Source organism: Caballeronia concitans, assembly GCF_001544615.1.
Lineage (GTDB): Bacteria > Pseudomonadota > Gammaproteobacteria > Burkholderiales > Burkholderiaceae > Caballeronia > Caballeronia concitans.
In genome coordinates this window covers 64,880-84,446 of sequence record NZ_FCNV02000007.1, presented here as the reverse complement: position 1 = coordinate 84,446, position 19,567 = coordinate 64,880, and the positions used below count along the sequence as shown (strand labels likewise).

Annotated in this window: 18 protein-coding genes; 12 read left to right on the top strand and 6 right to left on the bottom strand. The window is 64.3% G+C overall.

The features are described from left to right. Positions 1–12: 12 nt before the first annotated feature. Entirely contained in the window at positions 13–4,869 is a 4,857-nt protein-coding gene (locus AWB72_RS17265) for a response regulator (protein WP_040049103.1), read from the top strand. A gap of 23 nt (positions 4,870–4,892) precedes the next feature. On the opposite strand, the gene AWB72_RS17260 is transcribed toward AWB72_RS17265, so the two are convergent. Then, positions 4,893–6,011 carry a 3-deoxy-7-phosphoheptulonate synthase gene (locus AWB72_RS17260; protein WP_040049236.1) on the bottom strand — a complete coding sequence of 373 codons (1,119 nt, stop codon included), beginning with the start codon at positions 6,009–6,011 and terminating at the stop codon, positions 4,893–4,895. Positions 6,012–6,179: 168 nt separating this feature from the next. On the opposite strand from AWB72_RS17260, the gene AWB72_RS17255 reads away from it, so the two are divergent. After that, the gene (locus AWB72_RS17255; protein ID WP_040049235.1) at positions 6,180–6,854 is read left to right on the top strand and encodes an HAD family hydrolase; all 675 of its coding nucleotides are present in this window, start codon (positions 6,180–6,182) and stop codon (positions 6,852–6,854) included. Positions 6,855–6,903: 49 nt separating this feature from the next. Here AWB72_RS17255 and AWB72_RS17250 read toward each other — a convergent pair whose 3' ends face one another. Then, positions 6,904–7,350 (bottom strand): SRPBCC family protein, encoded by a 447-nt coding sequence (locus tag AWB72_RS17250; protein ID WP_040049102.1) that lies wholly within the window; start codon positions 7,348–7,350, stop codon positions 6,904–6,906. An 88-nt stretch (positions 7,351–7,438) separates the two neighbouring features. Here AWB72_RS17250 and AWB72_RS17245 point away from each other — a divergent pair, with 88 nt between their 5' ends. The 4 genes from AWB72_RS17245 to AWB72_RS28925 all read left to right on the top strand — a co-directional run bounded on the left by AWB72_RS17245 (position 7,439) and on the right by AWB72_RS28925 (position 9,389). Next, entirely contained in the window at positions 7,439–7,747 is a 309-nt protein-coding gene (locus AWB72_RS17245; RefSeq protein WP_040049101.1) for a DUF4148 domain-containing protein, read from the top strand. Between the two features lie 6 nt (positions 7,748–7,753). Next, on the top strand, positions 7,754–8,152 hold the full coding sequence (locus AWB72_RS17240) for a hypothetical protein (protein WP_040049100.1): 399 nt from the start codon (positions 7,754–7,756) through the stop codon (positions 8,150–8,152). 7 nt (positions 8,153–8,159) lie between these two features. Beyond that, positions 8,160–9,062: a DMT family transporter gene (locus AWB72_RS17235; RefSeq protein WP_040049099.1), complete on the top strand. Its 903-nt coding sequence runs from the start codon at positions 8,160–8,162 to the stop codon at positions 9,060–9,062. 162 nt (positions 9,063–9,224) lie between these two features. Further along, on the top strand, positions 9,225–9,389 hold the full coding sequence (locus AWB72_RS28925; protein WP_159459379.1) for a hypothetical protein: 165 nt from the start codon (positions 9,225–9,227) through the stop codon (positions 9,387–9,389). Between the two features lie 49 nt (positions 9,390–9,438). Here AWB72_RS28925 and AWB72_RS17230 read toward each other — a convergent pair whose 3' ends face one another. After that, positions 9,439–10,056, bottom strand: coding sequence for a hypothetical protein (locus AWB72_RS17230; protein ID WP_040049098.1), 618 nt, complete (start codon positions 10,054–10,056; stop codon positions 9,439–9,441). Between the two features lie 82 nt (positions 10,057–10,138). Next, positions 10,139–11,275, bottom strand: a complete 1,137-nt coding sequence (locus AWB72_RS17225) for a porin (protein ID WP_040049097.1) — start codon at positions 11,273–11,275, stop codon at positions 10,139–10,141. Positions 11,276–11,717: 442 nt separating this feature from the next. Here AWB72_RS17225 and AWB72_RS17220 point away from each other — a divergent pair, with 442 nt between their 5' ends. The 4 genes from AWB72_RS17220 to AWB72_RS17205 all read left to right on the top strand — a co-directional run bounded on the left by AWB72_RS17220 (position 11,718) and on the right by AWB72_RS17205 (position 15,512). Then, a complete protein-coding gene (locus AWB72_RS17220) occupies positions 11,718–12,344 on the top strand; it encodes a glutathione S-transferase family protein (protein WP_040049096.1) in 627 nt (208 codons plus the stop codon). A 25-nt stretch (positions 12,345–12,369) separates the two neighbouring features. After that, positions 12,370–13,005, top strand: a complete 636-nt coding sequence (locus AWB72_RS17215) for a glutathione S-transferase family protein (protein WP_040049095.1) — start codon at positions 12,370–12,372, stop codon at positions 13,003–13,005. A 66-nt stretch (positions 13,006–13,071) separates the two neighbouring features. Continuing rightward, a complete protein-coding gene (locus AWB72_RS17210) occupies positions 13,072–14,715 on the top strand; it encodes an acyl-CoA synthetase (protein ID WP_040049094.1) in 1,644 nt (547 codons plus the stop codon). Between the two features lie 11 nt (positions 14,716–14,726). After that, complete coding sequence (locus AWB72_RS17205) at positions 14,727–15,512, top strand: enoyl-CoA hydratase (protein ID WP_040049093.1); 786 nt, start codon at positions 14,727–14,729, stop codon at positions 15,510–15,512. A 9-nt stretch (positions 15,513–15,521) separates the two neighbouring features. Here the strand turns inward: AWB72_RS17205 and AWB72_RS17200 are convergent, their stop codons facing one another. Continuing rightward, entirely contained in the window at positions 15,522–15,911 is a 390-nt protein-coding gene (locus AWB72_RS17200; RefSeq protein WP_040049092.1) for a DUF779 domain-containing protein, read from the bottom strand. A gap of 49 nt (positions 15,912–15,960) precedes the next feature. Continuing rightward, the gene (gene adh, locus AWB72_RS17195) at positions 15,961–17,481 is read right to left on the bottom strand and encodes an aldehyde dehydrogenase (protein ID WP_040049091.1); all 1,521 of its coding nucleotides are present in this window, start codon (positions 17,479–17,481) and stop codon (positions 15,961–15,963) included. 372 nt (positions 17,482–17,853) lie between these two features. Here adh and AWB72_RS17190 point away from each other — a divergent pair, with 372 nt between their 5' ends. Then, positions 17,854–19,248: an L-lactate MFS transporter gene (locus AWB72_RS17190; protein ID WP_040049090.1), complete on the top strand. Its 1,395-nt coding sequence runs from the start codon at positions 17,854–17,856 to the stop codon at positions 19,246–19,248. A 17-nt stretch (positions 19,249–19,265) separates the two neighbouring features. Then, positions 19,266–19,394, top strand: coding sequence for an MFS transporter small subunit (locus tag AWB72_RS17185; protein ID WP_040049089.1), 129 nt, complete (start codon positions 19,266–19,268; stop codon positions 19,392–19,394). Positions 19,395–19,567: the final 173 nt, after the last annotated feature.

Sequence of the window (19,567 nt, the reverse complement as noted above, 5' to 3'; positions counted from 1 at the left end):
GCTACAGCGTCAATGGATTCCAGCAATCTGATCCCGGATATGACATCGCGCCCCGGCGACCCGAGCTTTCTCCTCGGCGGCGGCGAGATGGGCGTGCTCATCCGTGGCTTCGACTGGACACAAACCACGCTCGGCGAGCCGGTCCATTGGCCACAAAGTCTCAAGACCGCCATCCGCATCATGCTGACGTCGCGCCAGCCCATCTGGATCGGCTGGGGCCGCGACCTGCTGTTCTTCTATAACGACGCGTACAAGTCGATCATCGGCGGCAAGCATCCGCATGCGCTCGGCCAGCCGACTTCGGCCGTATGGCGCGAGATCTGGAACGACATCGGGCCGCTGCTCGATACCGCGCTCGCGGGCGTCGAAGGCACGTTCGTCGAACAGAAGCTGCTCATCATGGAGCGCAACGGCTTCCCGGAGGAAACGTACTACACGTTCTCCTACAGCCCGATTCCCGACGACCGGGGCGGCGCGGGCGGCATCATCTGCGCGAACAGCGACGACACGCAACGCGTGCTCGGCGAGCGCCAGCTTCTCGTGCTGCGCGAACTCGCGACCTACGCCGCCGATGCGCGCACCTGGCGGGAAGCCTGCGAACGCTCGATGAAGGCGCTGCGCAACGCGCCGCGCGACATGCCGTTCGCGCTGCTCTACGCCGCCGAGCCGGGCAATCAGACGGCGACGCTCGTCGGCGCATGCGGCATCGCGCCGGGGCATCCCGCCGCGCCCGAGACCGTCCACGCCGGACAACGCGAACCGTGGCCGATCCACGAAGTCCTGCGCGATAACCAGTCGCGGCTCGTGACGAATCTGCACGAACATATCGATGCGCCGTTGCCGAGCGGCGCATGGAACGCCGCGCCCACGCGCGCGGTCCTCATGCCGATCGCGCCGACCGGCGAGACCGGCCACGCGGGCGTGCTCGTCGTCGCGCTGAATCCGTATCGCCTGTTCGACGACGGCTATCGCGCGTTCATGAATCTCGTCGCCGGGCAGATCGGCGCGGCGATCGGCTACGCGCACGCTTACGACGAAGAACGCCGCCGCGCCGAAGCGCTCGCGGAAATCGACCGCGCGAAGACCACGTTCTTCTCGAACATCAGCCACGAGTTCAGGACGCCGCTCACGCTGATGCTCGGCCCGCTCGAAGAGATGCTCGCCAATCACGAGCGCGTCGCGCCCGGCGACGTGCGGCTCGTCGAGATGGTTCATCGCAACGGCTTGCGGCTCCTGAAGCTCGTCAACGCGCTGCTCGACTTTTCGCGCATCGAGGCGGGGCGCATCGAGATTCATCGCCAGACGACGGACATTGCCGCGTTCACCGCGGAGCTTGCGTCGCTGTTTCGCTCGGCGATCGAAACCGCCGGGCTCGAGCTTCGCACCGATATTCCCGACACGCCGCTTCTCGCGGACATCGACCGCGACATGTGGGAGAAGGTCGTGATGAACCTGCTGTCGAACGCGTTCAAGTTCACGTTCGACGGCGCGATTATCGTGTCCCTGCACGCGCGCGGTGACAGCGAGATCGAGATGTGCGTGCGCGATACGGGCATCGGCATTCCCGCCGACGAACTCGAGCGCGTGTTCGAGCGCTTTCATCGCGTGGCGGGCGCGACGGGGCGTTCGGTGGAAGGCAGCGGCATCGGACTCGCGATGGTGCACGAGCTGGTGAAGCTGCATGGCGGGCGTATCGGCGTGGAGAGCCGGCCGGGCAAAGGCGCGTGCTTCAGGGTCACGCTGCCCGCCGCGCAGCCGACGGCCGTCGTGCGCGACGACGCCTCGCGCGCCGAAGCGAGCAGCGGCGCGCGCAGCTACGTCGACGCCGCATTGCGCTGGACGTCCGATGCGGCGAACGAAGCCATCGACGCGATCAGCGACATCAACGCGCCGCTCGCGCATGCCGAAGGCGATGCGGCGTTGACAGGCCGCGTGCTCGTGGTCGACGACAACACCGACCTGCGCGACTACATGCGCCGCATGCTGGCGTCGGCGGGCCACGACGTGATCGTCGCCGCCGATGGCGCCGCCGCGCTCGAAGCCGCCCGCGCGTTGCGCCCGGAAGTGATCGTGTCGGACGTGATGATGCCGCGTCTCGACGGCTTCGGCCTGCTGCGCGCGGTGCGCGAGGACGAGACGCTGCGCGAGACGCCGGTCGTGCTGCTGTCCGCGCGCGCGGGCGAAGAAGCGCGCGTGGGCGGCCTCGATGCCGGCGCCGACGATTATCTGACCAAGCCCTTCTCCGCGCGCGAACTGCTCGCGCGCGTATCGAGCAATCTGCGGCTCGCGCGGCTTCGGCAGGAAACGGAGCGCAAACTTCGCGAAGATTCGCGCGTGCTGGAAGTGCTGAACCGCGTGGGCACGACGATCGCGGCGGAACTCGATCTGTCGCGCGCGGTGCAGGTGGTGACGGACGCCGCCACGGAACTGACCGGCGCGGCGTTCGGCTCGTTCTTCTACAACGTGCTCGACAACGAAGGCGGCAGCTACACGCTGTACGCGCTCTCAGGCGTGCCGAAGGACAGCTTCTCCAAGTTCCCGATGCCGCGCAACACATCCGTGTTCGGGCCGACGTTCCGCGGCGAAGGCATCGTCCGTTCGGCGGATATCACGAAGGACCCGCGATACGGCCACAACGCGCCGCATCACGGCATGCCGAAGGGCCATCTCGCGGTGCGCAGCTATCTCGCCGCGCCGGTCGTGTCGCGCACGGGCGAAGTGCTCGGCGGCCTGTTCTTCGGGCATCCGGAGCCGGATATTTTCCATGAACGCGCCGAGCAGATCATCGAAGGCATCGCGGCACAGGCGGCCATCGCCATCGACAATGCGCGGCTCTTTCAGGCGGCGCAGGACGAAATCGCCGAGCGCACCAAGGCGCAGACCGCGCTGCGCGATCTCAACGAAACGCTGGAGCGCCGCGTGACGGAAGTCGTCGCGGACCGCGACCGGCTCTGGGAACTGAGCGAAGACCTGTTCGTCATCGCGAGCTTCGACGGCGCGCTCTTGCGCGTGAGTCCGTCGTGGGCGTCGGTGCTCGGCATGGATGAGCAGCGTCTGCATGCACGCACGATGCTGGAACTCGTGCATCCCGACGACGCGGCCGCCGCCGAATTCGAGATCGACCGCCTGCGGGCGAGCGGCACGCCGGTGCGTTATGAATGCCGCCTTGCGCGCATGGATGGCGGATGGCGCTGGATCGCGTGGACGCTGTCGCTCGATCCGCGCACGCGGCGCATTCACGGCGTGGGCCGCGACGTCACCGCCGACCGCGAAACCGCCGATGCGCTGCGTCACGCCGAAGAAGCGCTGCGCATGGCGCAGAAGATGGAGGCCATCGGCAAGCTGACGGGCGGCGTCGCGCACGACTTCAACAACCTGCTGCAAGTGATCGGCGGCAACCTGCAACTGCTCGTGAAAGATGTCGCGGGCCACGAGAAAGCCGAGCAGCGCGTGCGCAGCGCGCTCGCTGGCGTGGTGCGCGGCGCGAATCTCGCCTCGCAACTGCTCGCATTCGGGCGACGCCAGCCGCTCGCGCCGAAGGTCGTCAATCTGGGCCGCTTCGTGCGCGGTCTCGACGACATGTTCCGCCGCGCGCTCGGCGACGGCATCGAGATCGAAACGGTCATCACGGGCGGCCTGTGGAATACGCTCGTCGATCCGTTCCAGGTCGAGAACGCGCTGCTCAATCTCGCGATCAACGCCCGCGACGCGATGAACGGCCACGGCAAGCTGACCATCGAGGCGGGCAATGCATCGCTCGATGAAACCTACGCCTTGCGCAACGTCGATGTATTGCCCGGCCAGTACGTGATGGTCGCGGTCACGGACACGGGAGCGGGCATGTCGCCCGAAGTGCAGGAACGCGCGTTCGAGCCGTTCTTCACGACGAAGCGCGAAGGCCAGGGCACGGGCCTCGGACTTTCGATGGTGTACGGCTTCGTCAAGCAGTCGGGCGGGCACGTGAAGGTGTACAGCGAGGAAGGGCACGGCACCACGGTGCGCATTTACCTGCCGCGCGCGCGGGAGGAAGAAGACCTCGAAACGAACGTCGAAGCCGGGCCGGCCAAGGGCGGCACCGAAACGATCCTCGTGGTCGAGGACGACGAGGAAGTGCGCGCCACCGTGGTCGAGCTGCTGGCCGATCTCGGCTATCGCGTGCTGCGCGCGAAGGACGCGATGAGCGCGCTCGCGATCGTCGAAAGCGGCGTGCCCATCGACCTGATCTTCACCGATGTCGTGATGCCCGGGCCGCTGCGCAGCACCGAACTCGCGCGCAAGGCGCGTGAGCGCGTGCCGGGCATCGGCGTGCTGTTCACGTCGGGCTATACGGACAACGCGATCGTGCATGCGGGGCGGCTCGACGAAGGCATCGACCTGTTGAGCAAGCCTTATACGCACGAGGCGCTTGCACGCAAGGTCCGGCTCGTGCTCGGACGAAACGTGCACGATACCGAATCCGGCGATGCGCCCGCTAAAGAGCCGGAGACGGCGCAGCAAGACGCGCTTGCCGCCCGGCGCGTGCTGTTCGTCGAAGACAACGAACTCGTTCGCACGAGCAGCGCCGAACTGCTGCGCACGATGGGGCTCGATCTGATGGAAGCGGCAAGCGTGGATGAAGCGATGACGCTGCTACGCGAGCATCGCTTCGACGTCTTGCTGACGGACGTGGATCTGGCGGGGAAATCGGGCGTTGAACTGGCGATGGCCGCGCGTCGCGACCAGCCCGCGCTGGGCGTCGTGTTCGTGACGGGCTACGAACTTGCACTGAGCGATGACGAACGCAAGGCGTTGCCGCGCGCCATTCAAGTGCGCAAGCCGTACGATCCGTTCGCGCTCGTCGATGCGTTGAATGCCGCCGCCGCGGCCTGAGCGCGACGGCGTTCATCCAACGTTCATCGCGCCCGGCGCTTTCTCACCGCTTCCGCGAGCAGTTCCAGCACCGGCTCGGTCTGCGTCCAGCCGAGGCACGCATCGGTGATCGATACGCCGTGCTTCAGCGGCACGCCCGGTTTCAGGTCCTGCCGGCCTTCTTCGAGATGGCTTTCGATCATGACGCCCGTGATGCGCTTCTCGCCCGCCGACAGTTGCCGCGCGACGTCCTCGGCGACATCGACCTGACGCTGATGCGACTTGTTCGAGTTCGCGTGCGAGAAATCGATCATCACCTGTTCGCGCTGGCCGAGCGTCGCGAGCGCTGCACAGCTTGCGTTCACGCTGTCGGCGTCGTAGTTGGGGCCCTTCTTGCCGCCGCGCAGAATCACGTGGCAGTCGGCATTGCCGCGCGTTTCGAAGATCGCGGCCATGCCCATCTTCGTCATGCCCATGAACGCGTGGCTCGCGCTCGCCGCGACGATCGCATCGGCGGCGACCTGCACGCCGCCATCGGTGCCGTTCTTGAAGCCGATCGGACACGAAAGCCCCGAAGCAAGCTGCCGATGACTCTGGCTCTCCGTCGTGCGCGCGCCGATCGCGCCCCACGCGATCAAATCGGCGATGTACTGCGGGCTCAGCAGGTCGAGGAATTCGGTGGCGGTCGGCAGCCCGAGGCCGCTGATATCGAGCAGAAGTTCGCGCGCGCGGCGCAGGCCTTCGTTGATGCGGAAACTGCCGTCGAGACGCGGATCGTTGATATAGCCCTTCCAGCCGACCGTCGTGCGCGGCTTTTCGAAGTACACGCGCATCACGATGAAAAGATCGTCACGCAGGCGCTCGGCGACGCTTTTCAGGCGCTCGGCGTATTGCATCGCCTGATCGTGGTCGTGAATGGAACACGGTCCGACGACGACCACGAGCCGGTCATCGCGGCCGTGCAGGATGTTCGCAATCGACGCGCGGCTCTCTTCCACGAGCGTCTGCACGCCGGGCGTGACCGGCAGTTCGTCGATGAGCAGCGCCGGCGAAATCAGCGGACGCACCGCGCCGATGCGCGTGTCGTCGATGCGGGTCGTATCTTGCGTGGAGTCGGCGACGCCGGCCTCCTGGTCGCGAGCGGGATTGTCGATGCGGCTCAAAATGGGCTCCGTCATGCGGTATAAATGCTTGAAATGCAGGTTCGATGCGGTTTTTCCGCTTCATTGCCGACGAGCGGCGCGAACATCGATTATCGCATCGTTGCGGTGCGGCGGCCCCTTGGGCTGAGGATCGTGCGTATCATGAGACTTCATCATCGGAGCAAGAACATGCGGATCGAAACATCGTTTCTTTTCGACCTCGACGGCACGCTCGTCGACAGCGTCTATCAACACGTGCTGGCCTGGAAGGAAGCGCTGGATGCGGAGGGCATCGAACTGTCGGTGTGGCGCATTCATCGCAAGATCGGGATGAGCGGCGGGCTCTTCACCAATCAGTTGCTTCGCGAGACGCATGGCGAGATCAGCGCGGATCGCGTCGAGCGGCTGCGCCAGTTGCATGCCGAAGCGTACAAGCGGCTGCGCGCGCAGGTGTGCCCGCTGCCGGGCGCGCGCGAGCTGCTCGCCGCGCTGACGGACGCGGGCACGCGCTGGGCCATTGCGACGAGCGGACGCATGGAAACCGCGGCGGTCAATCTGGAAGCGCTGGGCGTCGATGCGTCGAAGCAGGTCGTCATCACGCGCGACGACGTGAAGTACGCGAAGCCCGACCCCGACTTGTTCCTCGCCGCCGCCGAACGTCTGAACGTGCCGATCGAGCATACGGTCGTCGTCGGCGACAGCATTTGGGACATGCTCGCGGCGCGGCGCTGCCGGTCGCTTGGCGTCGGCCTGTTATCGGGCGGCTACGGCAGCGACGAACTCGAGCGATCCGGCGCGCTGCGCGTGTACGAAGATCCCGCCGACCTGCTCGCCCATCTGGACGAAGTCGCGGCGCGGCCCTGAGCACGCGTGACACGCATGACACACGTGAGCGCGGGCCGCGTATTGCGCATCATTCGGCGATATCCGGCTCGACGAGTCTTGCGAGCTGAAGCAGCGACTCCTGCCAGCCGAGATAGCACATCTCAAGAGGGATGACCTCGGGCACGCCTTCCTGCACGATGGTCAGGTCCGTTCCGCACGATACCTGCCGCAGCGAAACGGTGACGTGCATCTCGCCGGGCAGGTTCGGATCGTCGAAACGGTCCGTGTAGCGCAGCTTCTCGAACGGCACGAGTTCGACATACTCGCCGCCGAACGAGTGGCCATGTCCGGTGCTGAAATTGCGGAAGGACATCTTGTGCGTTCCGCCCTCGCGCGCATCCATGTGATGCACCTGACACGTGAAGCCGTAGGGCGGCAGCCACTTCGCGATGGCTTCGGGTTCGAGGAACGCGCGATAGACGCGCTCGGGCGTCGCGCGCAGGACGCGGTGCAGATGGACGGTGCCGGTAGTCATGATATCCACTCCTCGCTTGAAAAATTCGACACAGTCTACGACGATGCATCGCACGCAAAATCGACATCGCCCTGAAGGAAAACGCGGGATGAACGACTTCATCAAACTCTTCCCGATGATCTTCGCGTCGGCGCTCGTGCTGGCGGGTTGCGCCGCGAGCGCCACGCCCGACAATGCGCGGCATCTCTCAGAAACGCAATGCCGCGATCTCGCCGCGCTGCGCAACCACGCGCCGCCTTCGCGCGAACGCAACGCGAGCGAACTGACCGCGCTGAGGCAAGCCGGTTACGATCCGTCGAAGTGGTACGACCCGTACTATCCCGAGGATCTTCAAGTGGCGCAGCGTCGAATCGATGGCTGGTTCCAAACGGATTGCCAGCCGGCGCAGACACACTGAACGACGATGCCCGCCACCATTCGCAATTCCCTGCTCTGGATCTTCGATGCCTTCGAGCGCGATGCGACCTACATCCGCAGACGCATGTTCGGTTGCGATGCCGCGTATATCGACGGCTTGCTGTGCCTCGTCGCCGCCGATCGCGAGAAGCCGTGGAATGGCCTGCTCGTGTGCACGTCGCGGGAGCGGCATGCCGCGCTCATCGACGAGATACCCGCGCTGCAACCGCATCCCGTGCTCGGCAAGTGGCTTTACGTGGCGCAGGAAAGCCCGGACTTCGAGGCCGTCGCCGAACAGTTGACCGCGCTCGTGCTCGCACGCGATCCGCGCGTGGGCGTCGAGCCGAAGCCGCGCAAGCCGGCCGCCAAACGCGCGATGCGTGCGCCACGCTCATCGAAACATTGAACACGACATGCCGTCGATAACCGCCACACGTAACGGCCATCTTTCGCTTGCGAGCATCGGCTACATTCTCACGTCGATGCTGTGCTTCGCTATCGTCGATGCGCTCGCGAAGGTCGTCGCGCTTCAGTATCCGGCGAACGAAGTGACTTTCTTTCGCATGCTGTTCGGGCTTATTCCGGCGTTCGTCATGTGCTGCGTCGGCAAGCGGTCGTTCGCCGATCGCATGAGATCGCTCGACATCAAAGGGCAAACGTGGCGCGCGCTCACGCTGCTCGGCGCGTCCGGCTTCTTTTTCGCGGGGCTTCCGTTCATGCCGCTCGGCGAGGCCGTCGCCATCGCGTATTCGGAGACGTTGATCGTTGTCGTGCTCGCGCCGTTCGTCCTCAAGGAAAAGCTCACGACGCGCGGCGCATGGTCCGCGTGCATCGGCTTCGCGGGCGTGCTGCTGGTCGTGCGGCCGGGCGGCGGCGAATCGACGTGGTTCGGACCTTTGCTGCTGCTGGCGAGCGCCATGTTCGGCGCGCTTTCGATCATGCAGATCAAGCGCATTCGCGCCACCGACGATTCGCGCACGACAGTGCTCTTTTTCAGCGCGGTCGGCACCGCGGTGAGCGCGTGCACGCTCGCGTTCAGCTGGAAGACGCCGACCCTTCAGGCGCTCGTCGTCATGGCGCTGCTCGGCGCATTCGCGACGGCAGGACAATTGCTGATGACGGTCGCGTATCGGCGCGCGGACGCCGGGGCGCTCGCGCCGTTCAACTACACGAGCATCGCGTGGGCCGCGCTCTTCGCGTACGTCGCGTGGGGCGAGATCATTCAGCCGCTCTCGCTTGCGGGCATTGCGTTGATCGTCGGCAGCGCGATTGCAGTCGCGTGGCAGCGCAAGCTGCCCGAAGGACCGAATGCGTGAGCGTGAAGCGTCGGGCGCGGTGAATCCGCAACACCGTCGATGCGGCATGACGCGGCAACGCTTTACGCGGTTAAACTGATCAGCGCAGTGCCGACATTGCCCGCGACGCGCACGAATGATCGTTCGCCATCGCGTCATTCACGAATCACTACCGAGCATCCGATGAAAACTGCCATCAAAAAGACTCTCGTGCTGTTCGTGCTCGCGGCTTTCGCCGCACCGAGCCTCTCGTTCGCAACGGCCGCTTATCCGTCCAGCCAGAAGCGCCCGGCGTATAGCAAGACGCACAAGCACCACAAGCATCACAAGACCGCGCCGGCGCAATAAGCATCGCGGCCGCGTGCGGTACGTTGCATGCGGCCGCTTCTGTCAAGCGTTATCCGGCATCGCCCGCACTGATCACTGCCTGCATGCTCTTCAGGAGCTTGCGCAAGTACGCGAGCAAACCCACCACATCGCCGAACGCGATGAAGCCCGTTTCCCCGCCATCGCTGAACAAGGCTTTGCCGTCGATCGTCTTGTCGACGATGAGACCGCCATACGCCGCGTGCGGCACATACTCATCGACGCCGATGCGAAAGCGCCCGCCGTTCACGGCCGCATCGCGCAGGCGCATGAGGAACTGCACTTCGGGCGTGCGCGAACTCGACAGCCGATGCACGTCGAAGAAATCCGCCACCGCGAGAATCGCATTCGTACACGGCACGCGCAGCGCGAAGGACATGCGCTGCGAGGCATCGGGCAGCGAAGGCCACGGCTGCAAGGCGTCGGACGGATCGTTCTTCATCGGCATGCCGTCTTCGCTATGCGTGTGCGCTTCGGGCTTCGCATGCCGATGCTCGATCAATCGCGCGAGCGCGCTGAAGTCCGGCGCGCGCTCGCCATTTTCGATCCAGTCGGCGAGCAAGCCGGCATGCGTGCAAAGCGAGAGCAACTGAGCGTCGATGAACGCGACGCCCAGCCTGCACGGGTCCGGATGAGTGGTGTCGGGCATCCTTGTCTCCTTTGATTTTTGGCTCCGGGCGCTACGCCGCAAGTTTCGCGCCCGCAAGACATGCCGACACCACCGGCATCGATCAGAACAGGTTGCGCAGTCCCAGGGACACGCCCGTCTGATTCGAGCGGCCCGGCAATTCCACGACGCCCGCGCCCGTCACCTTGTTGAAGTCGACGGTGCCGTAGACTTCGGTGCGCTTGGACAGCGCATATTCCGCGACCGCGACGCCCGTGTAGCGATTGCCGCTGCCCGTCTCGCCACCGCCGATGGCGGCGTTCTTCATGTGGTCGTAGTAGAACGCGCCCGTGAGCAGCAGCGCGGGCGTCACTTGCCACGTCACGCCGGCGAACGGGCCATCGTCGCGGCGGCCCGAGCCCTTGAGAATGTCCACGCCGGACACGAGGTTGCGTTGCGCGAGCAGGCTGTCGACGAAGCCGGTGTCGTCCGTCGAATGCAGATAGCCGGCATAGAGCTTCGCGGGCCCGACCGTATAGACGATGTTCGCGTTCCAGATCTTCTGCTTGTTGCTGGCGTTGTCGCTGTTCTGCTGATAGCCGCCGCCGATCGACAACGGCCCCACTGCATACGACGCCGTGAAGCCGTACATGTTGCCCGCGCCGAGATGTCCCGGCACCTGGCCCGAGAAGCCGCCTGCGCCGGTCGACGTGGAGTTCGTGCCGAACGAGTACATCGCGCCGATGGACAGGCCCGCGAACGTGCCCTCGTACTTCACCGCGTTATCCGCATACAAGCCGGCGCCGAGCGCCACCGGCAGCCACGCGTTCTCGAAGTAATTGCCGACGGTAAGCGGATCGTAGGTGTCGCCGAGCATGTCGAAGAGCGGCGTCTTCTGGCGGCCGAGCGTCAGCGCGCCATACTGGTTCGCGAGCCCGACATAGGCCGCGCGATTGAACGCGCGCTGGCTGTCCGAATACTGGCCGCTGTTCAGTTCCACGCCGCTTTCCAGGCGGAAAATCGCCTTCAGGCCGCCGCCGAGATCTTCCGTTCCTTTCAGCCCGATACGGCTGTTGGTGATTGCGCCGTTCGTCATGAACAGCTTGCCGTCGTTACTGGCGTTCGCGTTGGTCAGATAGCGCACGCTCACGTCGGCGACGCCGTACAGCGTCACTGAGCTTTGCGCGAACGCGGATTGGCAGGCGAATGCAATGGCGGATGCGGCAAACGCGGTGGCCGCGCGCGAGGTGATCGTCTTCATAGTGTCTATGCGTTTATTTCTGTTCAATGTGATGCGCCCGTTGCGCGCGTCTGCAATGGAAACGCGATGAGCACGCGGACTTTTATCACATCAAATATCGCAACGCATCGGCGCGGGCACGCGGGCGCGCAAACTGTGGTGGTTTACGCAACAGGCGGCAAGTGATCGGGACGGGCGTAGCCATCGCCATGAACGTCTGAAGGCGGCCGCACGTTTATTCGTCATCCTTAGCATATTGTTTTGCTTGACGCCGCTCGCCAGCGTTCGTGTCCGTCCATCATTGCGATGCAAGTCGACGACCGAACGTGGGCAAGCCCACAGACCACGAACGCTTGGCGACGCCTTATCCGCTCAAGCGTTCATGCAAAGCCCGATTGCAGCCCGCGCTTAATAGCCGTTATGCTTGAAGAAAACGACAGACTATTGAAGAGGGAGACATCCGATGCTGACCATCTGGGGCAGAGCCAACTCCGTCAACGTGCAGAAAGTGCTGTGGTGCTGTGACGAACTGGGCTTGGCGTACGACCGCATCGACGCGGGCATGCAGTTCGGGCGCAATCACGAACCCGAATACCTTGCGATGAATCCAATGGGCCGCGTGCCGACGCTGGTGGATGGCGACTTCGTGCTGTGGGAATCCAACGCGATCATCCGCTATCTCGCGATGCAATACGGCGCGGACAACGCCATCTATCCCGCCGACCCGAAGCTGCGCGCAAGCGTCGACCGCTGGCTCGACTGGACGCTGTCCACGCTGCAACCGGCGGAGCGCCCGGTGTTCTGGGGCTACATCCGCACGCCTGCGGCCAAGCGCCATTTGAAGCAGCTCGAAGCCGACGCCCGCGAAGTCGAAACGCTGTGGCGCGTGATCGACGCTCATCTGAAAGACCGCGACTTTCTCGAAGGCAACGCGTTCACGCTCGCGGATCTCGTCGTGGCCGCTTATGCGCGCCGGTGGTATGGCATCGCGGAGCTGGAGCGCCCCGCGCTGCCGGACCTCGAACGCTGGTACGCGCAACAGTCGCAACGCGCGGGATTCCAGCGCTACATCGCGCCCGAACTGACCTGAACGCATCCATCGAAAAGATACCGACATGACCATCGAACTGCATACATGGAACACGCCCAACGGACGCAAGATCAGCGTCGCGCTGGAAGAGATGCAACTGCCCTACACGGTCAGGACCATCGACATCACGAAGGGCGCGCAGCATGCGCCCGAGTTTCTGCGCATCAGCCCGAACAACCGCATTCCGGCTATCGTCGATCCCGATGGTCCCGACGGCCAGCCGATCAGCGTGTTCGAGTCCGGCGCGATCCTGCTATATCTCGGCGAAAAGACCGGGCAGTTTCTTCCCGCGAGCCTGCGCGAGCGCGTACCGGTGCTCGAATGGCTGATGTGGCAAATGGGCGGCTTCGGCCCGATGCCCGGTCAAGTGCATCACTTCCGCATGGTCGAAGCGGAGAGCGATCGCCGTTATGGCCTCAAGCGCTATTCCGATGAAACACGACGCCTCTACGGCGTGCTCGACCGGCGTCTCGCCGAAGTGGAATTCGTCGCGGGCGCGTTGTCCGTCGCCGACTTCGCGATTCTCGGCTGGGCGTGGCGGCACGAGCGGCATCAAGTATCGCTGGACGATTTTCCCAACGTCAAACGCTGGTATGAAGCATTGTTTGCGCGACCCGGCGTGCAGCGCGGCTTCGAAGTGAAACTGGACGATCAGGCCTGATGCGCGGCGCTGTCAGGCGCGCGTAATATGAGCGGCATCCGCGAAAGACACGGTGAGGAGACAACCATGACCGCCCATATGTATGACGAAGGCCTTCCCAAGACAGCGGCCAACTTCGCGGCGCTGACGCCGCTGACTTTCATCGAGCGCGCGGCGTCCGTGTATCCAAAGCGGCTTGCCGTCGTGCATGGCGATGTGCGGCGCACGTGGGCCGAAACGTATGCGCGAACGCGACGCCTCGCATCGGCGCTCGCGGCGCGCGGCATCGGCGTGGGCGATACGGTCGCGGCCATGCTGCCGAACACGCCGGAAATGGTGGAAGCGCACTTTGGCGTGCCGATGACGGGCGCCGTGCTCAACACGCTCAACACGCGGCTCGATGCCGCGACGCTCGCGTTCATGCTCACGCATGGCGAGGCCAAGGCGGTGCTCGTCGATCGCGAGTTCGCCGGAGTGGTGAAGAAGGCGCTTGCGGACGTGCCGCAGTCGCTCATCGTGATCGATGTGGACGATCCGCAATACACGGGCGAAGGCGATCTTATCGGCGAGATCGGCTATGAAGCGCTGCTCGCGAGCGGCGATCCCGACTATGCGTGGTCGCCGCCATCGGACGAGTGGAACGCCATCTGCCTGAATTACACGTCCGGCACGACGGGCAATCCGAAGGGCGTTGTGTACCATCATCGCGGCGCTTATACGAATGCGGTGAGCAACATCCTCGAATGGGACATGCCGAAGCACGCGGTGTATCTGTGGACCTTGCCGATGTTTCATTGCAACGGCTGGTGCTTCCCGTGGACCGTGGCGGCGCGTGCGGGCGTGAACGTCTGTTTGCGCAAGGTCGATGCCAAGGCCATCTTCGATCTGATCCGCAGCGAAGGCGTCACGCATTATTGCGGCGCGCCGATCGTGCAGAACCTGCTCGTCAATGCGCCGGACGAGATGAAGCAAGGCATCGCGCACAAGGTACACGCGATGGTCGCGGGCGCCGCGCCGCCTGCCGCGATGATCGAAGGCATGGAGCGGCTCGGCTTCGAACTGACGCACGTGTATGGGCTCACCGAAGTCTATGGACCCGCGACCGTCTGTGCGCAGCAGGCCGAATGGAGCGCGCTCGACATCAGCGACCGCGCACGGCTCAATGCGCGGCAAGGCGTGCGCTATCACTTGCAGGATGCGGTCGGCGTGTGCGATCCGCTCACGATGCAGCCCGTGCCCAACGACGGCGAAACCATCGGCGAGATCATGTTTCGCGGGAACATCGCGATGAAGGGTTATCTGAAGAACGCGAAGGCCACCGAGGAAGCGTTCCGCGGCGGCTGGTTCCATACCGGCGATCTCGCCGTCTGCTATCCGGATGGTTATGTGCGTATCAAGGATCGCAGCAAGGACATCATCATCTCGGGCGGCGAAAACATATCGAGCACCGAGGTGGAAGACGTGCTGTATCGGCATCCGGCGGTGCTCGCGGCCGCTGTTGTCGCGAAGCCGGATGCGCGTTGGGGCGAGACGCCTTGCGCGTTCGTCGAAATCAAGGCTGGCGCAGAAGTGAGCGCGGCGGATCTCATCGCGCATTGCAAGGCGCATCTCGCGGGCTTCAAGGTGCCGCGTGCAATCGAATTCTGCGAGTTGCCGAAGACATCGACCGGCAAGATTCAGAAGTACGAGTTGCGCAAGCGCGCGGGCTCGGTTGCGGCAATCGACGTTTAAAGGAAGCATCGATGAGCGATAACGAAGCACTCGTCCTGCTGGAACACGATGCATACGGCATAAAAGGCGCGGTGAAACTCACGTTGAACCGGCCGCAAGCGTTCAACGCGCTGTCCGAGTCCATGCTCGATGCAATGGAACATGCGTTGCAGGACATCGGCGAATCGGATGCGCGGGTCGTGGTCATTGCCGGCGCGGGGCGTGCGTTCTGTGCGGGCCACGATCTCAAGGAGATGCGCGCGCAGCCCGCGCTCGACTACTATCGCGATCTCTTCGCGCGCTGCTCGCGCATGATGCTGACCGTTCAACGCATACCGCAGCCGGTGATCGCGCGCGTGCATGGCATCGCGACGGCGGCGGGCTGTCAGCTCGTCGCGATGTGCGATCTCGCGGTGGCATCGGACGACGCGCGCTTCGCGGTATCGGGCGTCAATCTCGGGCTTTTTTGCGCCACGCCGAGCGTCCCGCTCTCGCGCAACGTATCGCGCAAGGCCGCGTTCGAGATGCTCGTGACGGGCGACTTCATCGATGCCCATACGGCGCGCGAACGCGGCCTAGTAAATCGCGTTGCGCCGCTCGCCGAACTCGACGATGCAGTCAGCGCGCTCGCGGCAAGCATCGCAAGCAAGCCGCGTGAAGCGGTCGCGGCGGGCAAGCGGCTTTTCTATCGGCAACTCGAAACGGGCATCGAAGGGGCGTATGCGCTCGCGTCGGAGACGATGGCCTGCAACATGATGGACGAGGCCACGCTAGAAGGCACGCAGGCGTTCATCGAGAAACGCGCGCCGCGCTGGTGAGTATCGCGCTCATTGCGCGTGCTCGACGGGATGCTTGTCGAGCCACGCGTTCTCTTCATCGGTGAAGAGGCGGGAACGCGTCAGAAAGCGCAGTCCCGTAGGACGTTCGAGCGAGAACATGCCGCCGTTGCCCGGCACGCAATCGATGACGAGCTGCGTATGCTGCCAGTATTCGAATTGCGATTCGCTCATGTAGAACGGCACGCCCGCGATGTCGCCGAGCTTCACGTCCGAGCCGCCGACGATGAACTCGTTCGCGGGAAAGCACATCGGCGCGCTGCCGTCGCAGCATCCGCCGGATTGATGAAACAGCACCGCGCCATGCTCCCCGACGAGCTTTTCGATCAACGCGATGGCCGCATCCGTCGCGACGACGCGCAAGACTTCCTGTTCGCTCATGACATTCCCCGAGCCGCCCTTCGATGCAGCGGCTCTCTTCGCGCAAGGTTTAGAAGAAGCCGAGCGGCTTGTCGCTATAGCTGACAAGCAGGTTCTTCGTCTGCTGATAGTGATCGAGCATCATCTTGTGATTCTCGCGGCCGATGCCCGATTGCTTGTAGCCGCCGAACGCCGCGTGCGCCGGATACGCGTGATAGCAGTTGGTCCACACGCGGCCCGCCTGAATCGCGCGGCCAAAGCGATACGCCCGCGTACCGTCGCGCGTCCATACGCCTGCGCCCAGTCCATAGAGCGTGTCGTTGGCAATTTCCAGCGCTTCTTCTTCGTTCTTGAACGTCGTCACTGAGACGACCGGACCGAAGATTTCCTCCTGAAAAATACGCATCTTGTTGTGGCCGCGGAACACCGTCGGCTGCACGTAGTAGCCGTTGGCAAGTTCGCCGTCGAGTGCATTGCGGGCGCCGCCGCTCAGGCATTGCGCGCCCTCCTGCTTGCCGAGATCGATATACGACAGGATCTTTTCCAACTGTTCCTGCGATGCCTGCGCGCCGATCATCGTTTTCGTATCGAGCGGATGCCCTTGCGCAATGGCCGCGACGCGCTTCAACGCGCGCTCCATGAATCGCTCGTAGATGGATTCCTCGATCAGCGCACGCGATGGACACGTGCACACTTCGCCCTGATTCAGCGCGAACATCGTGAAGCCTTCGAGCGCCTTGTCGAAGTAGCTGTCGTCGGCGTTCATGACATCCGCGAAGAAGATGTTCGGGCTCTTGCCGCCCAGTTCGAGCGTCACCGGAATGAGGTTCTGGCTCGCGTACTGCATGATGAGCCGGCCCGTCGTGGTCTCGCCCGTGAACGCGATCTTCGCAATGCGCTTGCTCGATGCGAGCGGCTTGCCCGCTTCCAGCCCGAAGCCGTTCACCACGTTCACGACGCCCGGCGGCAGCAAGTCCTCGACGATTTCCAGCAGCACGAGCAGCGACGCGGGCGTCTGCTCGGCCGGCTTCAGCACGACGCAATTGCCCGCTGCGAGCGCGGGCGCGAGCTTCCATACGGCCATCAGAATCGGGAAATTCCACGGGATGATCTGCCCGACCACGCCGAGCGGTTCGTGGAAGTGATAGGCGACGGTATCGTCGTCGATCTGCGAGATCGAGCCTTCCTGCGCGCGCGCCGCGCTCGCGAAGTAGCGGAAATGATCGATGGCGAGCGGAATGTCCGCCGCCATCGTCTCGCGCAAGGGCTTGCCGTTGTCGATGGATTCCGCGACCGCGAGCCGCGCGAGGTTCGCTTCCATGCGGTCCGCGATCTTCATCAGCACGTTCGCGCGATCCGCCGCCGACGTCCTCGCCCACGATGCCTTCGCGGCATGCGCGGCATCGAGCGCGGCTTCGATATCGGCTTCGCGCGAGCGGGGTATCGACGTGAACGGCTCACCGGTAATGGGCGAAATGTTGTCGAAGTACTCGCCGCCCGCGGGCGGCACCCACTTTCCGCCGATGAAGTTGCCGTACTGCTTCTTGTACGGATAGTCCGTGCTCAGGAACTGCATCTCTGCATGATTCATCTATGTGCTCCTCGCATGTCGATATGAACGGCCGGCGATGCTGCGATGCTCGCCGCCGCACGATCCGCTCTGCGAGTTCCATGCCATCGCGCGACAAGCCCGCGCAGCACGCATGCACGGGTGCAATCGCTCATACGCGCTGCACGCTCGCTGTCCACTTTCGCTACAGGTGCAATGCGCGCTGTAGCGATGCAGGACAACTGCTTGGGGCAAACGCTTATGGCAGCACGGTTCATATTGCCAAGCGCATCGCTCTTGTCTAAGGTCATGCGCAACCGTCGTCATATGTCGCTTCATCACATGTCTGACGCGATATCGCGCGGCGGTGTACGACAAGGACAAGTGCGCCATTGACGCGCCACGGAGACCACGATGAGCACCATCAAGCAGGGGGCCGCGCACGGCCCGCAGGGCTTTTTCTCGAAGGAGGCGACGGTCGCGCGCCCCGGCTTCTCACGCTGGATGGTGCCGCCCGCCGCGCTCGCCGTTCATCTGTGCATCGGGCAGGCGTATGCGTTCTCCGTGTTCAATGCGCCGCTCACCAAGATCATCGGCATCACGCAGTCCGCGCCCGATGACTGGTCGCTCACCACGCTCGGCTGGATCTTCTCGCTTGCCATCGTGTTCCTGGGGCTATCGGCGGCGTTCGCGGGCAAGTGGCTCGAAAAGGTCGGCCCGCGCCGCACCATGTTCACCGCCGCATGCTGCTTCGGCGGCGGCTTTCTCGTGTCCGCGCTCGGCGTCTATCTGCATCAGATCGCGCTGCTCTATCTCGGCTATGGCGTGATCGGCGGCATCGGGCTCGGGCTCGGTTATGTATCGCCGGTATCGACGCTCATTCGCTGGTTCCCGGACCGTCGCGGCATGGCGACGGGAATGGCCATCATGGGCTTCGGCGGCGGCGCGATGATCGCGGCGCCCGGCTCCGTCGCGCTGATGAACTACTTCAAGAGCGCGACGAGCGTGGGCGTGGCGGAGACCTTCGTGGTGCTCGGCATCGTCTACTTCATCTCCATGACGATCGGCGCGCTCGCCATCCGCATTCCCCCGGCCGACTGGAAGCCCGCCGGCTGGACGCCGCCCACGACCGCGAACAAGATGATCACGAAGAACCACGTGCACATCGATCAGGCGCTCAAGACGCCGCAGTTCTATCTGCTGTGGCTCGTGCTGTTCCTGAACGTGACGGCGGGCATCGGCGTGCTCGGCCAGGCATCGGTGATGATCCAGGAGAGCTTCAAGTCGTCGATCACGGCGGGCGCGGCGGCGGGCTTCGTCGGGCTTCTGTCGCTCTTCAACATGGGCGGACGATTCGTGTGGGCTTCCGCGTCGGACTGGATCGGCCGCAAGAACACGTACTTCGTATTCTTTGCGCTCGGCGCGGTGCTGTACTTCCTCGTGCCGCAGTTCGCGCAGGCGGGCAACATCGCGCTCTTCGTGGCCGCGTATGGCGTCATTCTCTCGATGTACGGCGGCGGTTTCGCCACCATTCCCGCGTACCTCGCGGACATGTTCGGCACGGCGTTCGTCGGCGGCATACATGGGCGGCTGCTGACCGCGTGGGCGGCGGCGGGCATCGCGGGTCCGGTGCTCGTGAACTACATTCGCGCGTATGAAGTGGCGCACGGCGTCGCCAAGGCGGACGCCTACACGATGACGCTGCACATCATGGCCGTGCTGCTCGTCATCGGCTTCTTCTGCAACCTGTTGGTCACGCGCGTGAACGACAGACATCACATGGACACGGCGGCGCAGACCGCCGGCTGAATTCAGGGGACTCTACGATGGCTACTTCTTCCGAACGCGGCGCGTCGAACAAGGCGCTGCTGGTGGTGTTCTGGCTGTACGTGCTGATTCCGCTCGCGTGGGGCATCACGAACACGCTCACGCAGGCGGTGAAGCTCTTCAAGTAAGCGGCGGTTCGCGCGGGCCGGACATCGCGTCCGCGCCCGCCTCGTCGACCACTCTCCCACGCCAATCGCTTCCAGCAGCGATTGCTCCGCGTCCGGCTGCATCGTCCAACTGCGCGACCTCCCGCATCAGGCACACGCCGTGCGTTGTCTAGCGGACGGTGACTTCAGGTCAT